The sequence below is a fragment of the Salipaludibacillus sp. CF4.18 genome (genome assembly GCF_051262595.1).
Classification (GTDB): domain Bacteria; phylum Bacillota; class Bacilli; order Bacillales; family Salisediminibacteriaceae; genus Salipaludibacillus; species Salipaludibacillus neizhouensis.
On record NZ_JBIMEV010000003.1, the window covers coordinates 115,745 to 134,998 of the forward strand.

General features: G+C 35.8%; 20 protein-coding genes. 6 read left to right on the forward strand and 14 right to left on the reverse strand.

Annotated elements, in window-relative coordinates:
• Nucleotides 1-74: 74 nt before the first annotated feature.
• Together fumC and ACHABW_RS03485 are read right to left on the reverse strand one after the other, a co-directional pair.
• The gene (gene fumC, locus ACHABW_RS03480; protein ID WP_435754063.1) at nucleotides 75-1,463 is read right to left on the reverse strand and encodes a class II fumarate hydratase; all 1,389 of its coding nucleotides are present in this window, start codon (nucleotides 1,461-1,463) and stop codon (nucleotides 75-77) included.
• Between the two features lie 152 nt (nucleotides 1,464-1,615).
• Nucleotides 1,616-1,768, reverse strand: a complete 153-nt coding sequence (locus tag ACHABW_RS03485; protein WP_183041032.1) for a hypothetical protein — start codon at nucleotides 1,766-1,768, stop codon at nucleotides 1,616-1,618.
• Between the two features lie 327 nt (nucleotides 1,769-2,095).
• Here ACHABW_RS03485 and acsA point away from each other — a divergent pair, with 327 nt between their 5' ends.
• The gene (acsA, locus tag ACHABW_RS03490) at nucleotides 2,096-3,808 is read left to right on the forward strand and encodes an acetate--CoA ligase (protein ID WP_435754064.1); all 1,713 of its coding nucleotides are present in this window, start codon (nucleotides 2,096-2,098) and stop codon (nucleotides 3,806-3,808) included.
• 89 nt (nucleotides 3,809-3,897) lie between these two features.
• On the opposite strand, the gene ACHABW_RS03495 is transcribed toward acsA, so the two are convergent.
• Both ACHABW_RS03495 and ACHABW_RS03500 read right to left on the reverse strand, forming a co-directional pair.
• Complete coding sequence (locus ACHABW_RS03495; RefSeq protein ID WP_435754065.1) at nucleotides 3,898-4,656, reverse strand: cell wall hydrolase; 759 nt, start codon at nucleotides 4,654-4,656, stop codon at nucleotides 3,898-3,900.
• Between the two features lie 286 nt (nucleotides 4,657-4,942).
• Nucleotides 4,943-6,364 (reverse strand): aldehyde dehydrogenase family protein, encoded by a 1,422-nt coding sequence (locus ACHABW_RS03500; RefSeq protein ID WP_435754066.1) that lies wholly within the window; start codon nucleotides 6,362-6,364, stop codon nucleotides 4,943-4,945.
• A gap of 456 nt (nucleotides 6,365-6,820) precedes the next feature.
• Between ACHABW_RS03500 and ACHABW_RS03505 the strand changes: the two genes are divergently transcribed.
• The gene (locus ACHABW_RS03505) at nucleotides 6,821-6,985 is read left to right on the forward strand and encodes an aspartyl-phosphate phosphatase Spo0E family protein (RefSeq protein WP_435754067.1); all 165 of its coding nucleotides are present in this window, start codon (nucleotides 6,821-6,823) and stop codon (nucleotides 6,983-6,985) included.
• On the opposite strand, the gene ACHABW_RS03510 is transcribed toward ACHABW_RS03505, so the two are convergent.
• The 5 genes from ACHABW_RS03510 to ACHABW_RS03530 all read right to left on the reverse strand — a co-directional run bounded on the left by ACHABW_RS03510 (nucleotide 6,978) and on the right by ACHABW_RS03530 (nucleotide 11,840).
• Entirely contained in the window at nucleotides 6,978-8,774 is a 1,797-nt protein-coding gene (locus ACHABW_RS03510) for a S8 family serine peptidase (RefSeq protein ID WP_435754068.1), read from the reverse strand. The genes ACHABW_RS03505 and ACHABW_RS03510 overlap by 8 nt on opposite strands.
• A gap of 119 nt (nucleotides 8,775-8,893) precedes the next feature.
• Entirely contained in the window at nucleotides 8,894-9,439 is a 546-nt protein-coding gene (locus ACHABW_RS03515) for a DUF420 domain-containing protein (RefSeq protein ID WP_110935321.1), read from the reverse strand.
• A gap of 184 nt (nucleotides 9,440-9,623) precedes the next feature.
• Nucleotides 9,624-9,794: a hypothetical protein gene (locus tag ACHABW_RS03520; protein ID WP_435754069.1), complete on the reverse strand. Its 171-nt coding sequence runs from the start codon at nucleotides 9,792-9,794 to the stop codon at nucleotides 9,624-9,626.
• Nucleotides 9,795-9,905: 111 nt separating this feature from the next.
• Nucleotides 9,906-10,760 (reverse strand): patatin-like phospholipase family protein, encoded by an 855-nt coding sequence (locus ACHABW_RS03525; protein WP_435754070.1) that lies wholly within the window; start codon nucleotides 10,758-10,760, stop codon nucleotides 9,906-9,908.
• Nucleotides 10,761-10,988: 228 nt separating this feature from the next.
• Nucleotides 10,989-11,840, reverse strand: coding sequence for a DegV family protein (locus ACHABW_RS03530; protein WP_435754071.1), 852 nt, complete (start codon nucleotides 11,838-11,840; stop codon nucleotides 10,989-10,991).
• 225 nt (nucleotides 11,841-12,065) lie between these two features.
• On the opposite strand from ACHABW_RS03530, the gene ACHABW_RS03535 reads away from it, so the two are divergent.
• Nucleotides 12,066-12,716, forward strand: coding sequence for a deoxynucleoside kinase (locus tag ACHABW_RS03535; RefSeq protein ID WP_435754072.1), 651 nt, complete (start codon nucleotides 12,066-12,068; stop codon nucleotides 12,714-12,716).
• Between the two features lie 24 nt (nucleotides 12,717-12,740).
• Nucleotides 12,741-13,412 carry a deoxynucleoside kinase gene (locus tag ACHABW_RS03540; RefSeq protein ID WP_435754073.1) on the forward strand — a complete coding sequence of 224 codons (672 nt, stop codon included), beginning with the start codon at nucleotides 12,741-12,743 and terminating at the stop codon, nucleotides 13,410-13,412.
• Between the two features lie 201 nt (nucleotides 13,413-13,613).
• Here ACHABW_RS03540 and tatC read toward each other — a convergent pair whose 3' ends face one another.
• From tatC to ACHABW_RS03565, 5 genes are all read right to left on the reverse strand, one after another.
• Nucleotides 13,614-14,354 carry a twin-arginine translocase subunit TatC gene (tatC, locus tag ACHABW_RS03545; RefSeq protein ID WP_435754074.1) on the reverse strand — a complete coding sequence of 247 codons (741 nt, stop codon included), beginning with the start codon at nucleotides 14,352-14,354 and terminating at the stop codon, nucleotides 13,614-13,616.
• 77 nt (nucleotides 14,355-14,431) lie between these two features.
• On the reverse strand, nucleotides 14,432-14,611 hold the full coding sequence (gene tatA / locus ACHABW_RS03550; protein ID WP_110935315.1) for a twin-arginine translocase TatA/TatE family subunit: 180 nt from the start codon (nucleotides 14,609-14,611) through the stop codon (nucleotides 14,432-14,434).
• A 116-nt stretch (nucleotides 14,612-14,727) separates the two neighbouring features.
• Nucleotides 14,728-15,141, reverse strand: coding sequence for a hypothetical protein (locus ACHABW_RS03555; protein ID WP_435754075.1), 414 nt, complete (start codon nucleotides 15,139-15,141; stop codon nucleotides 14,728-14,730).
• Between the two features lie 291 nt (nucleotides 15,142-15,432).
• Nucleotides 15,433-16,020, reverse strand: coding sequence for a flavin reductase family protein (locus tag ACHABW_RS03560; protein WP_435754076.1), 588 nt, complete (start codon nucleotides 16,018-16,020; stop codon nucleotides 15,433-15,435).
• A 105-nt stretch (nucleotides 16,021-16,125) separates the two neighbouring features.
• Nucleotides 16,126-16,893, reverse strand: a complete 768-nt coding sequence (locus ACHABW_RS03565) for an NRDE family protein (protein WP_435754077.1) — start codon at nucleotides 16,891-16,893, stop codon at nucleotides 16,126-16,128.
• Nucleotides 16,894-17,168: 275 nt separating this feature from the next.
• On the opposite strand from ACHABW_RS03565, the gene ACHABW_RS03570 reads away from it, so the two are divergent.
• Both ACHABW_RS03570 and ACHABW_RS03575 read left to right on the forward strand, forming a co-directional pair.
• Nucleotides 17,169-18,212 carry a toxic anion resistance protein gene (locus tag ACHABW_RS03570; protein WP_435754078.1) on the forward strand — a complete coding sequence of 348 codons (1,044 nt, stop codon included), beginning with the start codon at nucleotides 17,169-17,171 and terminating at the stop codon, nucleotides 18,210-18,212.
• A 22-nt stretch (nucleotides 18,213-18,234) separates the two neighbouring features.
• Nucleotides 18,235-19,161: a hypothetical protein gene (locus tag ACHABW_RS03575; RefSeq protein ID WP_435754079.1), complete on the forward strand. Its 927-nt coding sequence runs from the start codon at nucleotides 18,235-18,237 to the stop codon at nucleotides 19,159-19,161.
• Nucleotides 19,162-19,254 lie beyond the last annotated feature (93 nt).

Here is a 19,254-nt window from a genome sequence, read left to right on the forward strand (position 1 = left end):
TGATGTTTTCTAGCAATGTATAAAATGACAGCTAGCTTCATGCTGCATTCAATAAAAGACGCTTAGTATTTACATTATTCAGTTGGTCTAACCATCTTTTCTAAGTTAATGTATTCATCAAATTCTTGTTCGGTTAAATATCCAAGTTTTACTGCAGTTTCTTTTAATGTCGAATTATCTTTAAATGCAGTTTTAGCAATTTCTGCAGCTTTTTCATAACCAATATAAGGGTTTAAAGCCGTGACCAGCATAAGTGAGTTTTTCACGTGCTTTTCTATTACTTCTTCATTTACTTCAATGCCTATTGCACACTTATCATTAAAGGAATCCATCGCATCACTTAATAATCTAACCGATTGCAGGAAATTATAAATAATCACTGGTTTAAATACATTAAGTTCAAAGTTACCTTGACTCGCAGCAAAACCAATCGTAGCATCATTACCAAAAACTTGAGAAACAACCATCGTTAACGCTTCGGACTGGGTTGGATTCACTTTCCCTGGCATAATCGAGCTTCCTGGTTCATTAGCGGGAATGGAAATTTCCCCAATGCCTGAGCGAGGACCACTTGCAAGCCAACGAACGTCGTTTGCAATTTTCATTAGATCTGCGGCTAATCCTTTAATTGCTCCGTGCGCATATACGAGTTCATCGTGTGAAGTAAGCGCATGAAATTTATTTTCAGAGGAATAGAACTTTTTCCCAGTTATTTTACTGATTTCTTCTGCAGTGTAATCACCAAACTTAGGATGTGCATTAATACCTGTTCCTACTGCAGTTCCACCAATTGCCAAATGCATTAACTGTGTTTTTGATTGTGCAATCATTTCTTCAGAACGCTTTAACATATGTACCCAACCACTCATCTCTTGGCCAAGCGTGAGCGGAGTAGCGTCTTGAAGGTGAGTACGTCCAATTTTAATGACATTTTCAAATGAAGCCGCCTTTTGTTCAAACGTCTTTCTTAAACGTTGTGTCGCAGGCAGCAATCGATCTTCGACTTCTTTTAAAGCAGCAATGTGCATTGCTGTTGGAAAGGTATCATTGGAGCTTTGCGAGCGATTCACATCATCATTCGGATGAATTCTGGCATTGCTTCCCTCTTTTTCCAATTGTTCATTCCCTCTAAATGCAACAACTTCATTCATATTCATATTCGATTGTGTGCCGCTTCCTGTTTGCCATACAACTAAAGGAAAATGTTCATATGTACCCTCTTCACGAAGTTCTTGGCATACCGATTGAATTTTTAAACTTTTTACTTCCTCTAAATTATCCAGACGAAGGTTTGCGGCAGCTGTTGCTTCTTTAAGAATGGTAAAAGCTTCTACTATCTCTTTTGGCATTTTTTCAGAACCAATTTTGAAATTATCTAAACTGCGTTGTGTTTGTGCTCCCCACCACTTTTCATTTGGGACCTTCACTTCTCCTAGTGTATCTTTTTCTACTCTATAGCTCATTTAAATTCCTCCTCTTAAATATTTGGGTGGTTATACTCTATAATGACTATCATTATACCTATAAATTACAGTGACCTCTATTAGTAAATCACTTCTCTAACAGTCTTTCCATTCCATTACATCAAGGACGTACAATAAAGTTAAAAATTCCTTCAGTATACAGCAGCTGAACTTACTAATTGTTGGAAAATATAAACAATAAACAAGATAACTCCTATAAAAATAACAATTCTGAAAACTGCTCCTACAACTTTTAATAAGATGATTCCAATTACAATAAGAATGAGTATCGTAAAAATATCCATTTTATTCACTCCCTACCCTTAAAACTACGTTGATTTACGAAAAAAATCAAGAAGGAGATTCTATAAGAAAAACGCAAAGCGTCTTTTCTTAAATACAGCGTTAGTTCCACCGCGCTAAGTGGCACCTACGTAATGCATGAAGGTGCTACTCGAAGAAAGGCGGGTTTCCCTTGATACACGCGGTGTGAAGGTAGATGCCAATTTTATACATTCTTATCTCTTAAAAAATTCTCTGTCTTTAAATAAGTTCTTATTTGAAGTATCAGAATATTAGGTATATGATTGCTATAGAAAGTAATTTAAAGTATTTTCTTGGAGGTGTTCTGCATGAAAATTTTACAACCTAAACAAGGTAACTATCAACTTCAAAACTATGAATCTGCAAAAAAATCTTTTTCATGGGACGATGTAAAAGATGTGTTTACCTGGTCAAAAACAGCCAAAATTAATATTGCCTATGAATCGATCGACAGACATGTTAAAGAAGGAAAAGGAGCGAAAAAAGCATTATTATATTCCGATGCTTCCCGCAATGAAACTTACACATTTGAGCAATTAAAAAAACTAACAAATCAAGCAGCTCATATGTTTCGAAAATTAGATGTTGAAAAAGGTGATCGAGTTTTTATATTCATGCCCCGAGCACCTGAGTTATACATCGCTCTTTTAGGAGCAATTAAAATGGGTGCGGTTGTAGGTCCTCTCTTTGAAGCGTTTATGAAAGATGCCGTAAAGAGCAGACTTGAGGATAGCGAAGCAAGTGTTATCGTAACAACTCCTGAACTAGTCTCCCGTATTCCAGTTGACGAACTCCCTCACCTTAAAAAGATAATTCTAGTAGGTGATGACGTAAAAACAGATGAAAAACATTTTTCTTATTCCAAAGAAATGAAAGCGTGTACAGATGATGATTCTGCGATTGAATGGATGGACTTAGAAGATGGCTTTATCCTTCATTATACATCGGGGTCCACCGGCAAACCAAAAGGTGTCTACCACGTGCATCAAGCAATGATTCAACATTACCAAACCGCAAAATGGGTGTTAGATTTACGTGAGGATGATATTTACTGGTGTACTGCCGACCCCGGTTGGGTAACGGGTACCTCTTATGGAATTTTCGGACCTTGGTTAAATGGCGCGACAAACGTCATACGAGGGGGAAGGTTTTCTCCTGACGATTGGTACGATACGATTGAGAAAAATAATGTCACAGTTTGGTATAGTGCTCCTACCGCATTTAGAATGTTAATGTCGACACCTTCAGATGTCATTAAAAAATATGATCTAAGTTCCATTCGTCACATTCTGAGTGTCGGTGAACCACTAAATCCAGAAGTAGTTCGTTGGGGATGGGAGGTCTTTAAGCACCGTATTCATGACACTTGGTGGATGACAGAAACAGGTGCCATGCTTATTTGTAACTATTTAAGTGAGCCTATTAAACTTGGATCGATGGGTAAACCGTTTCCAGGTATTGAAGCAGCCATCATTGATAACAACGGAAAAAAACTGCCGCCAAATGAGATGGGTAACCTAGCCATTAAAAAAGGATGGCCTTCTCAAATGCGTAAGATTTGGAAAAATGACGAGAAATTCAATGAATATTTTGCCTTTGAAGGCTGGTATGTATCCGGTGATACTGCATATATGGATGAAGACGGATATTTCTGGTTCCAAGGTCGTAACGATGACTTAATTATGACTGCCGGCGAGCGTGTCGGTCCTTTTGAAATTGAAAGTAAGTTAGTCGAACACAAAGCTGTAGCTGAAGCCGGAGTTATCGGTAAACCTGATGAAATTAGAGGTCATATTATTAAAGCATTCGTTGTACTCAATCCCTCGCATGAGTATTCCGAAGAATTGGAGAAAGAAATCAAAACGTTCATAAAAACTGAACTTTCCGCACATGCTGTACCGAAAGAAATTGAATTCACGGAAAAACTGCCGAAAACACGCAGTGGTAAAATTATGCGTCGTGTATTAAAAGCATGGGAATTAAACGAACCTGCCGGAGATTTATCTTCTATGGATGATTAGTTTGTTCTTTAACCAGAATTCTAGTATTATAAAAGGTTTTCACCTTTAAAAAGAGGCATCCTATTTTGGATGCCTCTTTTCAGTATTCCCTAGAAACTAAATACATGATTACCTATACGTTGTCTTACTACTCTCGATTCAATCCATTTGGAAGTGGAAGTAGTCGGATTAAAGAAATAAACTGCCCCATTGGTAGGATCATACCCATTCATTGCTTCTTCGACCGCTCGGATAGATTCTTGATCTGCATGACGAGTTATTTCTCCATTTTGAACGGGTTCAAAAGCAAATATTCTTCCTGAGTCATGCGTTTCATATATGACTTCTTTAATATTGAATGGAAAATCTTTATGCGCCATTCTATTTAAGACAACTGCTGCAACGGCTACTTTGCCTTTAAAAGGTTCCCCTTTAGCTTCAGATTGAACGAGACGTGCTAATAGGTTTCTCTCTTCCTCACTAAATCCATGATTTGAAATTTTAACTCCCTTTCCAGATACAGCTAATGCTTGTCCAGGATATACAATAAAAGATGATAAGTAATTTTTCTGTTGTAGCTGTGCAACCGTCATTCCATACTTTGTCGCAATGCTCCACAAAGATTCCCCAGGTTTAACCGTGTGAGAATGTTTTGCATTAGTAGGAATAACAAGATAGTCCCCTGAAATTATTTCGTTAGTTAACAGACCATTTTCGTTTTTCAATTCAGTGATAGATATACCATAACGCTGACTTAAAAAATAAAGGCTGTCTCCTTCTTTCACTTTGTATGAAGATGCAAAAGATTCACTAGGAACGGAAAAATAAATGGCACCTGCTAATATACTTAGAATAAGAAATTTTTTCATGAAAACATCTCCTTAAAAGTTTTTTCAAAAGGTATGTGGATGGGTCACTTTATATATATTAATAGAGCAAGGATTAGAATGTCGTTAGTAGATTAATAGGTAAATTTCTATTTACTGGGAGTTTCCCACGAATCTTTGCCTGATCAACACAGAAAAACCAAAAAAACTAGACTAAAGCTTGTAGTAAACAATAGTCTAGTTTTTACATTTCACTTTCCGTTTTTGTGCGTGTGGCGTAAAGGAGCTGTCATCTTATACTTTCTGGTGTAACCTTTAAAAAGTCTTTTTATTTTTTAAAAGTTACAAGTTTCATTTCTGTCATTTCTTCGATGGCATATTTAATACCTGCTCTTCCCATTCCGCTTTTTTTTACGCCACCATACGGCATATGGTCAAGTCGAAACGATGGAAAGTCATTGATCATCACGCCTCCTACTTCAAGCTCCTCAGAAGCATAGAAAGCTCGTTTCAAATTCTCAGTATAAACGCCAGCCTGTAGACCGTATTCAGAATCATTCACATAATCAATCGCTTCTTGCCATTCTTTGAAAGAAGTTACCGTTACTACCGGTCCAAATATTTCTTCACAAGAAACTTTCATTTTAGAGTGAACATTGTCCACGATTGTCGGTTGGATCATAGTACCTTCGGATTCGCCACCTGCGATCACATTAGCACCTTCCTCTACTGCTTCATGTATCCAGGATAACACCCGATCTTTATCTTCGGGTGAAATCATTGCTGACATTTCAGTCGCATCATCTAATGGATCTCCGAGAATATACTCCTCTAGTCTAGCTTTCATTTTTTTCAATAAATCCTTCTTAATTGACTCATGAACGTAAATTCTTTGAACTGAAATACAAACTTGCCCTTGGAATGCAAAACATCCAGTGACAATTCGATCAACAATTTCAGCAAGATTTACTCCCTCATCGATGATAATTGCCGAATTAGAACCCAGCTCCAATGTCATCTTTTTTAAACCAGCTTTATTTCTCATTGCTATACCCACTTCAGCACTTCCTGTGAAGGTTACGACAGAGGTCCTTGAATCCGTTACTAATGCCTCCCCAACAACACTGCCCTTTCCGGTTATTACATTTAACATCCCTTTAGGAAGTCCTGCTTTATCAAAAAGTTCCGCTATAAAATATGCTGAGAGAGGTGTTTGTGAAGCCGGTTTAAGTACTACAGGATTACCTGACGCAATAGCAGGTCCCACTTTATGGGCCACTAAATTCATCGGAAAGTTGAATGGAGTAATTGCAGCGACTACTCCCGCAGGCTCTCTGATAGTATAGGCAACACGGTTTTCACCGCCTGGAGCAGCATCCATATTTATAAATTCATTGGGCATTCTCCTTGCCTCTTCACTTGCAAATTTATAAGTCATCATCGTTCTGGTTACTTCTCCACGTGCTATTTGAATCGGTTTTGCTGCCTCCATTGCAATAAGCCTGGCACATTCTTCTCTATTTTCTTCTATAAGATTTACAACATTCTCTAAAATATCTGCTCTCTTATGAGCGGGCATTTTCTTAAACAATCGTTTAATATTATGTGCAGATTCGAGGGCAGCATCGACTTCTCGGATTGTTGCCAGAGGTACCTCTGCTATTTTCTCATTCGTAAATGGGGAGTAGAGATCCTGATAAAATTCAGGTTCAATCCATTCTCCGCCAATAAAAAGATTTCGTTTAATCATTTTATCACCTCGGTTTCTTATAAGTAGATATCCCAAAAGCTATCGTTTATAGTTCGGTCTTGTCCTACGAGCAACGCAGGAACCGCAGGGATTTTAACAATAAATCTCGAAGCCTTAAATAAGTGGTTCTCCTACTAAGATTAAGTGTAATGCAATTTTGAACAAAATTCATCCTTTAAGGATATTATCCGCTGAGAATACAACCAAACTAAAAAATCAACTCATTCTTTATACAATTAGTATAAAAAAGAGTTGAAATACAACCGACTTTCAAAGAATCATGCCCTACAGATAATAAATTACCTCGTATCCTAAGGTTTTACCCGATAATTAATGTCGAAAAAGATAAAATTAGACATACTTTGCAATTCTTTTGACATATTATGGAGAATGACTTTCATTTTGCACTATTTTGTTAGATAATATATATATTCTATGGTGGAAAGGAGTAGGGCAATGTTAGATTTAATTGAAACGAAACGAAAGGAACTGCACTTCATCGCATTCAAATATGGTTTATCCTCCAGAAGAGTCATCCGTTGTTCGCAAGAACTAGACGAGCTTATCTTACATCAGCAAATTAATGGTTTATCAAATGAAAGAACTCAAATAGTTAGTTAGCAAATAGCCGGCTTGTATCAATTTCGCCATAGCCATAATAACGATCAAATCCAACTGCCCCTAGATCTAATGCAGTATCTCGAATTCGTTGGTAAACTTCTTCGTTGGTTAAGTCCGGTTCTTTAGATCTTAACAGGGCTGCTATTCCTGTAACATGTGGGGCTGCCATAGAAGTACCACTCATCATCACATACTCGTCCCCCATGTACGTACTAGGAATATGTTCACCAGGAGCAACAACATCCACATGATTTCCATAATTAGAAAACACACTTCGTTCATTCTGTTGATTAACAGAACCTACAGCCAAAACTTCTTTATAACCTGCGGGAAACATTGCATCTTCTACGTTTTCATTACCAGTGGCTGCAATTATAACCACATCATTATTATAGGCATACTTGATCGCATCATGTAATACTTCGGAGCTATGTGCATCGCCAAGGCTTAAATTCATTACCTTCGCACCGTTATCAGTTGCCCACTTTATCCCTTTCGCAATCGAAAAAGAATTTCCTAATGCATCATGATCCAACACCTTTACAGCCATAATAGGGTTTTCCCATGTAACACCTGCAACTCCATCGGAATTGTTCGTCACAGCCCCAAATATTCCAGCCACGTGCGTACCATGACCATTTTCATCTTGATAAGAGTCATTATCTTCGAATGCATTGTATCCAGATGAAATTCGCTGTTCTAGATCAAGATGTGTCGGATCAATCCCACTGTCTAAAATTGCAACAGGGACATCAAAGGCTCCGGTTGTGGAACCCCAAGCATTTTCTAAACCCAACATTTTAAAGTTCCACTGGTAGAGATCATAAAACTCATCATTTGGTAACATTGCTTCTGTCTGACCGATAGCACCTCTCTTCGTTGGACTATGGTTGTAACTAGCCTGCTTTTCATACACATAATTTGGTTCCATATATTTTACAGAAGAATCCCCAAACCAATCATCCATCATTTCCGTTGCATTTTTCGTTAAGTCTCTAACAACGATTGTTTTATCAAGTTGATCTAACAAAACAACCTCATGATCCTCCACCCATTGCTCCGGGGAAACACCTTCAGATAGAGTAACTACAACTTCTCCCTTTTTTTCTTCCGTTCTTGTCTCATTTGAAGGCTCTGACTCAAGGTACAGATTCCAATCCAAACCAGGAACTTTTTTACTTATAATATTTTCATTGCTTTGCATATCTTGGCTGGCGAATGAAACATCTATATTTGAATTACCCAGCACAAAACTTCCTTCCCGGTCTGATAAAGCCGCAAAATCCTTCACAAAATGCTCAACAAAACTTATATCAACTTCAGAAACAATAAGCTCGTGTTCCTGTTGATGGGAGATAAGCATTTTCTTTGAACCTTTGATAATATATGGATCAGAGGTATACCATTCATCCAGATAATCTTGCTCATCATTAGGTAATTTATCGAGAGACTCCGCTGAAATATCACCGATTTCTTCTTTTATATTTTTGTTATTCCGGTCAAGCACAGCAAATGCTTCAATATGATCATGATGATTCAGTTCTTCCACTATCCAATCTGTATTATCAGATTGTTTTCTTATCTGTTCCCACCCCAGTAAATCTTGCTTGACTTGATTCATAAACAAATCGATAGTCATTATCAGATCCTCCGCCTGTAAATTATTCATTGCTTTTTGGTTGGAAGAAGTACCTTCAGACTGTTCCAAATGTTCTGAACGAAAGAATATACTTACCAGAATTATAAGAAATACGCTAAAAAATATAGATAATCGATATGTCCGATTCACACAGGATTCCTCCTCTTTAGTCAAATTCACTTTCATAGCATGCACAAAAAAAAAGAAGATATGTGAACAAGAAAAAAGCATGTCCCGAGTTAAATAACTCGTTTGGACATGCACAATTATTAAAAGGTGTAGTATGGAGAAATCATGACGTAAACTAATACGCCTGTTGCACTGACATAAAGCCACAATGGCATTGTCCAGTGTACCCATTTTTTATGAGTTTCACGCATATCTTTAATGCCGGTGAAAAAGGCCATTAATGCTAATGGTACAATAACAACTGCTAAGATAATATGTGAAATTAAAATGACATAATAAAAGATTGCAAGTATACCTGTACCACCGTAAGGAGTCGATTCTGCTGTGAAGTGAAACGTTATATACGAGATAAGGAAAATCGAGGTTGTCGTAAAAGCTGCGTATATAAACCGTTGATGAAGTAGAATCTTTCCTTTTAGTATCGCTATTAAAGCCAATAGTAAAAAAATAAATGTAAGAGAATTCATACTAGCATTTAATAGGGGTAAGCGGGTAATCCAATTAGGAAGTTCCCCTACGTATCCTGGTAAAAAAGAAAGAATAGCAATTAATACATTTACTATAATTGTCACAACTATCACTGTTCTCACATGATAATGGACAATTTTTTCCCAAAACTTTTTCATTCATTCAATCTCCTTATAACTAAAAGTATCTCCTGCGTAAGATTTACTCTCATTTAAATTTAATTATTCTCAATATGTACCAACTTATAGTATACAAGAAAATCATTCTAGATAAAAGAAAGAAAAAAGGATTATTAATGGATTCGCTCTCTTTTTCATGTGCTAAATGTCTTTATTTTCCTAGTTAAAGTTTAGAAGGCTTAACTTTGTTTACCTTCTCGTTTCTGACACTTTGTTCTAATTTGTCTAATAAAGCAGATACATCATCTTTTTTCTCTTTTTTCCCAAAGACTTTGATTTTTTCTTTTTTTAACACTCGTATAAGTAATTTTTTCTCTTTGTCAGTTAATACCATGACTCAGCCTCTCCTTTTAATTTATCTCGACCGTAGCCACATTTCCATACCCTTTTTGCTTATCTTTAACACTGAAACCACTTTAAAACCCCGTTCAAAGTAAAATCCTAATTAGTTATCTAAGAATTTCATCAGTTCCTCAAAACGGTCTTCTGCTTTCTGATAACCATGATCATATAAAGCCTGTAAACGCCCTTTATTCCGTTCTACTCTTGCAACATCTTGTAAATGATCCGGTCGGAAAACAAAAGCTTTTCCTTCCTTTTCAAGTTTTTTCACTTTATCTAATGCTGCATTATAAACATTCGAACGGTTTCTTACTACATTAATAAGCCCTGGATATTTTTTGTACTTACTATTAAAATACCACATCCCTCTTTTGGTTGGGCTTTTCCGGTAACCCTCGCACTGTGTCAAAATAATAATATGTTTACGATTATCATGTTTAAGTGATTCGTTAATTGGGATCGGATCACTTATCCCACCATCTAAATAATAACTTCCTTCGTGACTGACAATCGGTGCAATCATTGGAAGAGAAGAGGACGCTCGAAGTATTTTATTGAAATTATCTCCTAGTTCTTGCTTCTCGTAATAAACCGTTTCCCCACTATGACAATCTGTTACTCCAATTTCAAACTTCTGAGTTGATTCAAAAAAAACTTTATAATCAAAAGGATTATCGATATTAGGAATCTGATCAAAAATCATATCCATATTGAATAATTCTCCTAACCGAATTAATCTTTTAACGGATATATAATCAGGATGGTCTGCATAGTCTACAGTAATAGATTTATTCCTGCCCGCTTGTCTTGAGATATAAGAGGCGGCGTTACAGGCTCCTGCAGAGACTCCAACAATATAAGGAAAGTGAATATTTTTTTCGAGAAAAAACTCTAGCATCCCTCCAGTAAAAACACCTCTCATACCTCCGCCTTCAAGTACTAGTCCGGTCCTCTCCAACGCTAACATCTCCTTTTAATCATCTGTGTTTTTTTGTTTAGAAAAACGCATAGCGTCTTTTGTTACATACAACGTGATCTTTCGCCCCCATGTGTTGCACCTACGTAGTGTGTATAAGTGATACTCGAAAGGAGGTGGGTTTCCCTGTGATATGTGCAGCATGAAGAGCTGTTATCTTAACCTTTCTGTAAAAAAGGTCATGACCCAACCATGGTCATGACCTTTTTATTATTTATCATCAAAAAAATACATTAATGCCAATGCTCCTGGTCCCGTGTGGGTACTAACAATGGGTGTTGTTTCAATAATAAATATATCTTCAAAATCAGTCATTTGACTTAGGGCATCTCTTAATTGAATCGCTAATTCTTTTGCCTCTATTTGAGCAATTCCTACTCCTTTTACTATTTTACCTGAAGTCTCTTCTTCGAACTTTTTTTTCATAAATTTAATCATTTGCATATATGTACGAACTTTGTTAATTGGAGTGTAAACACCATCATCTAAAGAGGCTATTGGCTTTATTTTTAACAACGAACCTAAAAGAGCTCGTCCTCTTCCAATTCTTCCGCCTTTTGCCAAATACTCTAATGTATCCACCATGATATAAAGTGAACTATTTTTCCGTACCTGTTCTAATCTGTCTAAAATTTCTTGAACATTTGCCCCTTTTAAGGCCATCTCAGCGGCTTCTCGAACTTGAAAACCTAATGCTACAGAAATAAAATTTGAATCTACAACAGTCACATCAAGATCTGTCATCTCTGAAGCTGTTTTAGCAGAATTAAAAGTTCCACTCATGCCACTCGTCATATGTATCGAAATAATAGGATTCCCATCCTTACCAAGTCGATCATATACTTCCAGAAATTGCCCAGTTGATGGTTGCGAACTCCCTGGAACGTCTTTTGCGTTCACAAGCATTTTGGAAAACTCTGATGATGAAATATCAATACCGTCTAAATAAGATTCCCCATCAATAGTTACTGTGAGAGGTACGATAGTAATATCTAGTTTTTTAATAATATCCATAGGTAAATCTAATGTCGAGTCTGTTACTATTTTTACTTGGGTATTCATATACACGCCCCCCCCTTAATCAAGAAGTTTCTATAACTATTTTACTATAAATAACAAAAGTTGTTAAGGAAAACGCCTAGGTATATTATTCTTTGACATACATTTTGAAAATATATCGCATTTAGTGCAAAAAATTTACTAGAAAGCATTTGAAAACTCTACAGATATGGTAGAATTAACGTTGCTGTTATAATTCGACAAAATTTTTGAAGGGAGGTTTCTGCTGTGAGTACTCAATTTGATGCTCCATTCATTGCTATAGAAGGACCTATAGGAGTTGGAAAAACCTCATTAGCAACTCGAATAGCTGAAAAATATAACTATTATTTATTAAAAGAAATAGTAGATGAAAATCCATTCTTAACCAAATTCTATGAAGACAATGAGGAGTGGAGTTTTCAAACAGAAATGTTCTTCCTTTGTAATAGATTTAAGCAATTAGAAGATACATACAATCACTATTTGGCAAAAGATCTTCCTGTAATTAGCGATTACCATATTTTTAAAAATAATTTATTTGCTAAGCAAACACTTGTTAATCACCATTTTGATAAATATAATCGCATTTATAATATCCTTACAGATGATTTACCTAAACCAAATCTTATTGTACACCTACATGCTAGTCTTCCAACGTTATTAGACCGTATTAAATTACGTGGACGAAGCATGGAACAAACAATGGATCCAAATTACCTAAAGCAACTATCTGATGATTATCAACAATTTATGAAAGATCACCAGAGGGTCTATCCGGATATCCCTATTCTTACTTTTAATGGCGATGAGATGGATTTTGTTCACAATGACCATGATTTCCAACGCATAATCGATCAAATCGACCATGCTTTAACGAAACGCCAATCATTTTTCTAAAATTATTTTATGGAGTTGCAAACTATGAAACGAATACAACACAACCTGAATTCACAATCTCTTATTACATTAGCCGGTACCGTTGGTGTAGGCAAATCAACATTAACCAACGCACTTTCGGGTGCACTAGGTTTTAAACCTGCATTCGAGAAGGTTGATGGAAATCCGTATTTAGAAGATTATTATGATGATTTTAAGAAATGGTCTTTTCATTTACAAATGTATTTTCTAGCTGAAAGGTTCAAGCAACAAAAACAAATGCACGAAGAAGGTTTGGGTTATGTGCAGGATCGAAGTATTTATGAGGATGTTGGGATCTTTGCAAAGCTTCAATATAATCAGGGAAATATGACAAACCGCGACTATGATACCTACCGCTCCTTGTTTGAAGCTATGGTTATGTCTCCATATTTTCCAAAACCAGATGTTTTAATTTACATCGATGGCTCGTTTGAAAGCATTATGCAGCGCATCCAATCTCGTGGGCGTGAGATGGAAATAAATACCCCCGATAAATTTTGGAGTGATTTATATTTCAGGTATCAGGAATGGATTGGTACTTTTCAAGAATGTCCTATTTTACATTTGGATATCGACCATTATGATTGTAATGACGTAGATTCTATTAAAGAAATAGTCAAATCTTTGGAAACATTACAAAGAAATAAAGATTTGAACTATCTTAAGTTAACCTAAATCACTGTATAACAAAATACGGCATAGCCGTCTTTTATTAAATAGAGCGTTAGCTTTCGCCACCCCGAGTAGCACCTACGTAGTACGTTTAGGTGCTACTCGAGTGGGGTTTCCCTTGATACGTGTGGCGTAAAGGTAACTGTCATCTTATACATTCTTATCTGTTAAAAAAGGATGCCGATAATCGGCATCCTTTTTAGGTTATTTATTATCTAGTTTCTCTGACTCGTCATCGCTTTTTGTTTTTTTCTTGTATACAAGTTTAGCCATACTAATACTCACTTCGTAAAGGAAAAGAAGTGGGATAATTACTAGGATATCAGATAATAAATCTGGTGGAGATATTAAAACACTCAAAACGATGAGCGCAAAATACGCATATTTCCTGTTTTTTTTCATACCGGCTGGTGTAATTAAACCAATTGTAGTTAAAAACATTACAATGAGAGGCATCTCAAACAAGATACTGAATGGTAATGTCATACGGAGAACAAAGTTAAAGTAACGATCTGCCGTAAACATTGTTTCAAATGTCCCGCTGCCAAGCTCTAATAAGAAACTTAGAACAATAGGCAGTACAACATAAAACCCAAAAGCAAGACCTGCTAAAAATAATATAAACGATGCTGGAATATAAATTAGCGAAGCCTTTTGCTCTTTCATGGTTAAACCGGGTCTTACAAATAACCAAATCTGAAATACAAGTACAGGAAGAGTTAAAGCGAAAGCTAATACAGCTGCTAAGGTGAAGTAAATAACAATAATATCAAGAGGTCCTAAAACAGCTAATGGCATATCAAGATCTTTCGTAAACCATTCATAAATATCTTGTACATAAATAAAAACGGCAATTAATAAGACGATAAATGTTGCGGCAACAATCATGATTCTTTTACGCAGTTCATCTAAGTGATCCAGCATATTCATGTTTTCTTCTGACATGATATTTCTCTCCTTAAACATGAAAAAGATGTAAGATGAAAGTCACCTTACACCTATTACATCAGCAATTTTCCTTGTTACTTTGACTTTTTATCGTTAGACGATTCGTCATCATTTGTTAGATCTTTTGTAGAACTTTTGAATTCCTTCAATGTTTGTCCTATCGCTTTTCCGATCTCCGGAAGCTTCTTCGGACCAAAAATAATTAACGCAATCACTAAAATTAATATTAAACTTGGGAAACCTATATTCGCCATGCTGAACCTCCCTTTTAAAACATAGACAACAATCTCTTTTGTCTTTCTACTACATTATAAAGGGTTCAAAGAGATTTTACTATTCCTAGAAGCTAATTTACATCAAAATTCACCATTTATTCTTCCGGAAGGATACCTTCGAGTATATCGTCGATAGAAACCCCGCTACCATGTGCAATAGCATCGCCGTTTTTGACAACTTTAACTATAGTCTCTTTTTTGTCTATGTTCATTGAATTTAATAATTCCGGTAACCTATCCATAGTTTCTTCAGTAACAACATTTTTATCATCGATCTCAAGGGTATCCTCCGAAACTATAGGTCCTTCTTGATCTAGTTCTTTAGGAACTATTTCTTCTTCTATTTCTTCTACTTTTTCTGTTTCCAAATCTTCCTGTACTGTTTCTTCCAGTTCAACTTGTGACTCCTGGCTTTCGACATTGTCATCTTTGAGAATAGTAAATAGCAGCAAACCCCAAATTGTTACAGCAATCACAGCACTACTTATTAACCCAATCCATTTTATCATTCTAATCATCCTTTTATTATATACTCATAATCCAAATAAGACACGCCGACATTGTTCCAGAAAACCAGGGACATATTACTTATATCTTTTGTACCATACATAGTAGGAGAATATCAAGATAAAAAGATTAAATATCAGGAAAATCAATCATTGCAAACCTAAAAATACTAAGATAAACCGAAAATCACTAATTACTGACTAAAAGAGCATGTATGACAAATAAGTATGCATGTTCTAATCCGAAGACCAGTACACAATTTCTCAAAATTTTTGATCTTCTATGTTTTTTATTTATAAATCAAAGCCTTTATATGGAAGTGTAAGAGGTCCTTTTCGATAATGCTGGTTTCGTTCAGTAGAGACATATTCAACATTAAGTGTTTTCTTTTCCGGATGTAAGGCTTCTCCTTGTACAATATCACCAATGGCAATAATGAAATCCCCGTTGTCAATTAAAGATGAAACTTTGCAATCAAAATAAGCGACGGCATCCTTTAAAATAGGACAGCCAGTTTCCGCATACTTAAATTTATCTTCACCAATATCTTTGATCGATTGATCACCTGAAAAGAAGTGATCGTGAAATTCTTCCTGATCTGAAGCCACCATACTCAATGCCCACACACCGGATTTCTTTAATATTTCTGTCCCTTCAAACTCCTTTGGAAAACAAGTTAACATGCGAGGAGGTTCATGGGAACATTGCGTTGACCAGCAGCCAAAATGAAAATGAGCACGGTTACCGTCAATAGTTGATACAAAGAAGACACCACGGGACCTCAAATCATAAATAGAGCTGTACTTATCAAACTTTTGTTTAGAATCCACTTTATCATCATCCTCACTGTCTATTTTTTTCACAGAATTATTGCAATCCAATTCTGCATCCAAATTTATTAAGGATATTACTATGATAAACTTCAACTGATATGTTGAGCTTTTACCAGTATTTATCTAACTATCCATAGCTTTCACCACTTTAAGCTACCTTTTATTGAACGTATTTTTACCAATCTTAAATTCATAGGTATTTATATGTGATTTAGGTGCATGAGCTTTTTCAGTAAAAGTAACGTTACCTTTGCGGTCTGCCATAATAACTGTACTAGATCTTGTCCCATAACCTTCGATATTAATGAATATTGGTGAAAGTTTTCTCTCCAGTGTTAATCCAACTCCCGTATCCGGTAATAATTCGTCATTAAAATGCTTTTCATCAGAAAGCAACTGAAATAATGATTGTTCTAAACCATCATTCGATGATAATGATAATATTTCGTGAAGCCCTTTCTTTAAAGCCATAGCTTTTGGCCATGGTGAATTCAGACTAGCATTTGCTAGTACGTGAATCCCCTTAGTAATACTTCTCTTTTGATTGTCTCTATTAGAAGTATATACCAGTTTTTCTGTGGTACCATATAAAAGATTAAAACCGGGATAACAATTTTTATTTTTTAGTATTTTTTCAAATTCAGAAGCACTGTTAATAAAAGAAGTAACCAGTTGTCCACGGGAATGAGCATATTGCTTCACATCTAATTCTCGGTAATTTGTTAATGCTGCTAGTTTTCCTTCTTTGGAAATCCCTAGCCATGTTCCCCCTTTTTCAAGGTCTTTCCCTGCTAGCATCAAAGGGTTCTCCGGCCAATAATGAGCTTCCTTTGTTGGTCTGTTGTAAAATTCGTCTCTATTTGCAACTAGGATAAAAGGGTAATCCTTATGTTCATTAATGGCGACGCCTATTAAACACATCGTTTCACTCCTCAAACTAATAGTCAATATTTCAATATGGGATAACAAATTACTTCTATCAGAATTCTATCTAATAGTACATAATAAGTATAGAGGAATATAGAGTGATCCCAGTTCAATACAAAAAACCTTTGTTTTTTAATCTCTTGAATTGTCTCCTTCGTTTCATACCTGTATAATTTAGGGTACAAGGGTAGTAATGAAACTTTTATCATAGATCTACCGTAAATAAGAAAGCTCAAAAAACAGTACCCTCAAAAATGGAGGTTTTGCATATGAATGAAGATAAAAAAGTAACTGCCGAAAATAAGCCGGAGGAAACACCTGAAAATGTTCAAAACCCAAATGATCTCTCCTCATATGAGAAACAAGATATTCATGAAATTCTTGAGTCAATTGGAAAGTTAGGAACGAAAGAACAAGAAAAAGCAGGGGAATCATTGGAAGCCCTTAGACGTCCTGTAAGCGACATGATGAATGATCCGAACCACGACTTACCTGATCAGTTATCTAAACTTAAAGATGTTGTATCTGATTTGGAGCCAAACCATTTAAAACAGGGGAAGTTCAAGCAATTCATGACAAAAGTTATCCGTAAGAGTCCAGCTGAAAAATACGCAAGAAAATACCAATCGATTGAATCAGAAGTAGATACAATCATAGAAGCTCTCTTACACGGCAAAGATCGCTTGCAAGAAGATACCGTCATGTTATATCAATTAAAAGATATAGCGAAAGAAAGAATTATTGGGTTAAATACTCAAATTGATACTGGAAAGCATTTAAATAGCATGCTTGAAGAAGAATTAAAGAAAGATGAGTGGCAGGAAGATCCATCCCCTATCCAAAAAGGACAACAAAAGGTCTTGGCTAGGGTCAGGAACATGCAGCAAGCAGTCCTTGTTTTACAGCAATCGTTAGCGTCTGTCGATATTATTGTTGAAAATAATGAGAAACTAGAGGAAGCCATATTCAACGCGATCACGATGACGAAAAATATTATTACTGTCACAGCCTCTATTCAATTATCACTAAGTAACCAAAAAAAAGTGATCGATGCTGTGAAAAATGTCAATCAAACGACGGAGTCCATGCTCTTAAGTAATGCTGAAATGCTAAAATCGAATACAGAAGAAACACTTAAAACATTGGAAGAGCCTGCGATTGCGATAGAAACATTTAAAAAGGCTTACGAAGATGTATACGCAGCGATTGAGATGACGGAAGAATCGAATAGCCGTATTATAGATTCCAGTAAAAAGTTTATTACTGAAATGGATGAGTTAAATAAACAAATGGAAAAAAAACTTCTTAACTAACGGAACAGAATGAGGTGACCACGTGAATTGGCGTGAGCGACTATTAGAGCAAAGCTGGGTGATCCCTTTACTTCCTAATTATATGAAACCCTTAGAAGAACCAAGCTTAATGAATGAACAAACCAAAGAATTCGTCTATGAGCTTGAAGAATTTATTTCAGACCTGTCTTCTCTCTCTGAGTTGCCTCGCCTAAATAAAACATTCAAAAGAAGTATTCAAGGTTTCGCTTATAAAATTAAAATTAAAGAAAAAAAAATCCATATCGAAATGATCGATACGAACAAATCTTCTTCAACAATTAAGAAAAGAGTCTATATTACGACGTATCGAAAAAATGTAAAAACAGAAAATGGTTTCGGTAAAATTATCGACTCTACTATTTATTATCAAATGGGTGGAAAAACAACAACCGTAAGAAATATTAGAAGACATCCCTTGTTCCAGTCGCTATTCCATCATATCCACCGCCTGGACTTATCTTTATCAGGAGAACGTGTACCTAGTGAGTCACAATTGGCTGAATCTACTTCACCCGAGCAATCTATTACGCCATCTCCGGATGTTCAAGATCAAGTCAAAGCACTTCTAAGCTCAGCAAAACATTCGTATTCTCAGTATCAAAAACTCGATGATACTATTGCTAAATCGTTAAAGCAATTAGTCTTAGAATTACAACGATGTACGGAAGAATATCATCTACTAAATGTGGAAGAGAAGCATCATTTAAAAAGGATGATTCAACATGATCTTCCTAATCTTTTGAAAACATATCAGTCTTTATCCGATTCGCATAAACATGAAAAATATCATGAATTACTAGATACTTTGTCAACAATGAATACGTTTTTGAAACGACAGGCATCAGATTTGCAAGCCACTCGAATGGATAGAATGAACCACCTGTTAAAACTAAATGAGCTAAGGTATAAACAAAATGAAAAAAGCTAAAAGAGATGTAACCAAAAGGTTGCATCTTTTTTTATATGAGATAAGAAAGTATAAGTTGACAGCTATCTTTACGCCACGTCTGTCAAGGGAAAA

Bases quoted from the DNA above. Each gene is read 5' to 3' on its own strand.
- ACHABW_RS03500 (WP_435754066.1), bottom strand. From the start codon at position 6,364: ATGATTAAACGAAATCTTTTTATTGGCGGAGAATGGATTGAACCTGAA.
- ACHABW_RS03485 (WP_183041032.1), bottom strand. From the start codon at position 1,768: ATGGATATTTTTACGATACTCATTCTTATTGTAATTGGAATCATCTTA.
- ACHABW_RS03565 (WP_435754077.1), bottom strand. From the start codon at position 16,893: ATGTGTTTAATAGGCGTCGCCATTAATGAACATAAGGATTACCCTTTT.
- fumC (WP_435754063.1), bottom strand. From the start codon at position 1,463: ATGAGCTATAGAGTAGAAAAAGATACACTAGGAGAAGTGAAGGTCCCA.
- tatC (WP_435754074.1), bottom strand. From the start codon at position 14,354: ATGTCAGAAGAAAACATGAATATGCTGGATCACTTAGATGAACTGCGT.
- ACHABW_RS03530 (WP_435754071.1), bottom strand. From the start codon at position 11,840: ATGAATACCCAAGTAAAAATAGTAACAGACTCGACATTAGATTTACCT.
- tatA (WP_110935315.1), bottom strand. From the start codon at position 14,611: ATGGCGAATATAGGTTTCCCAAGTTTAATATTAATTTTAGTGATTGCG.
- ACHABW_RS03505 (WP_435754067.1), top strand. From the start codon at position 6,821: ATGTTAGATTTAATTGAAACGAAACGAAAGGAACTGCACTTCATCGCA.
- acsA (WP_435754064.1), top strand. From the start codon at position 2,096: ATGAAAATTTTACAACCTAAACAAGGTAACTATCAACTTCAAAACTAT.
- ACHABW_RS03555 (WP_435754075.1), bottom strand. From the start codon at position 15,141: ATGATAAAATGGATTGGGTTAATAAGTAGTGCTGTGATTGCTGTAACA.
- ACHABW_RS03540 (WP_435754073.1), top strand. From the start codon at position 12,741: ATGAAACGAATACAACACAACCTGAATTCACAATCTCTTATTACATTA.
- ACHABW_RS03520 (WP_435754069.1), bottom strand. From the start codon at position 9,794: ATGGTATTAACTGACAAAGAGAAAAAATTACTTATACGAGTGTTAAAA.
- ACHABW_RS03570 (WP_435754078.1), top strand. From the start codon at position 17,169: ATGAATGAAGATAAAAAAGTAACTGCCGAAAATAAGCCGGAGGAAACA.
- ACHABW_RS03495 (WP_435754065.1), bottom strand. From the start codon at position 4,656: ATGAAAAAATTTCTTATTCTAAGTATATTAGCAGGTGCCATTTATTTT.
- ACHABW_RS03515 (WP_110935321.1), bottom strand. From the start codon at position 9,439: ATGAAAAAGTTTTGGGAAAAAATTGTCCATTATCATGTGAGAACAGTG.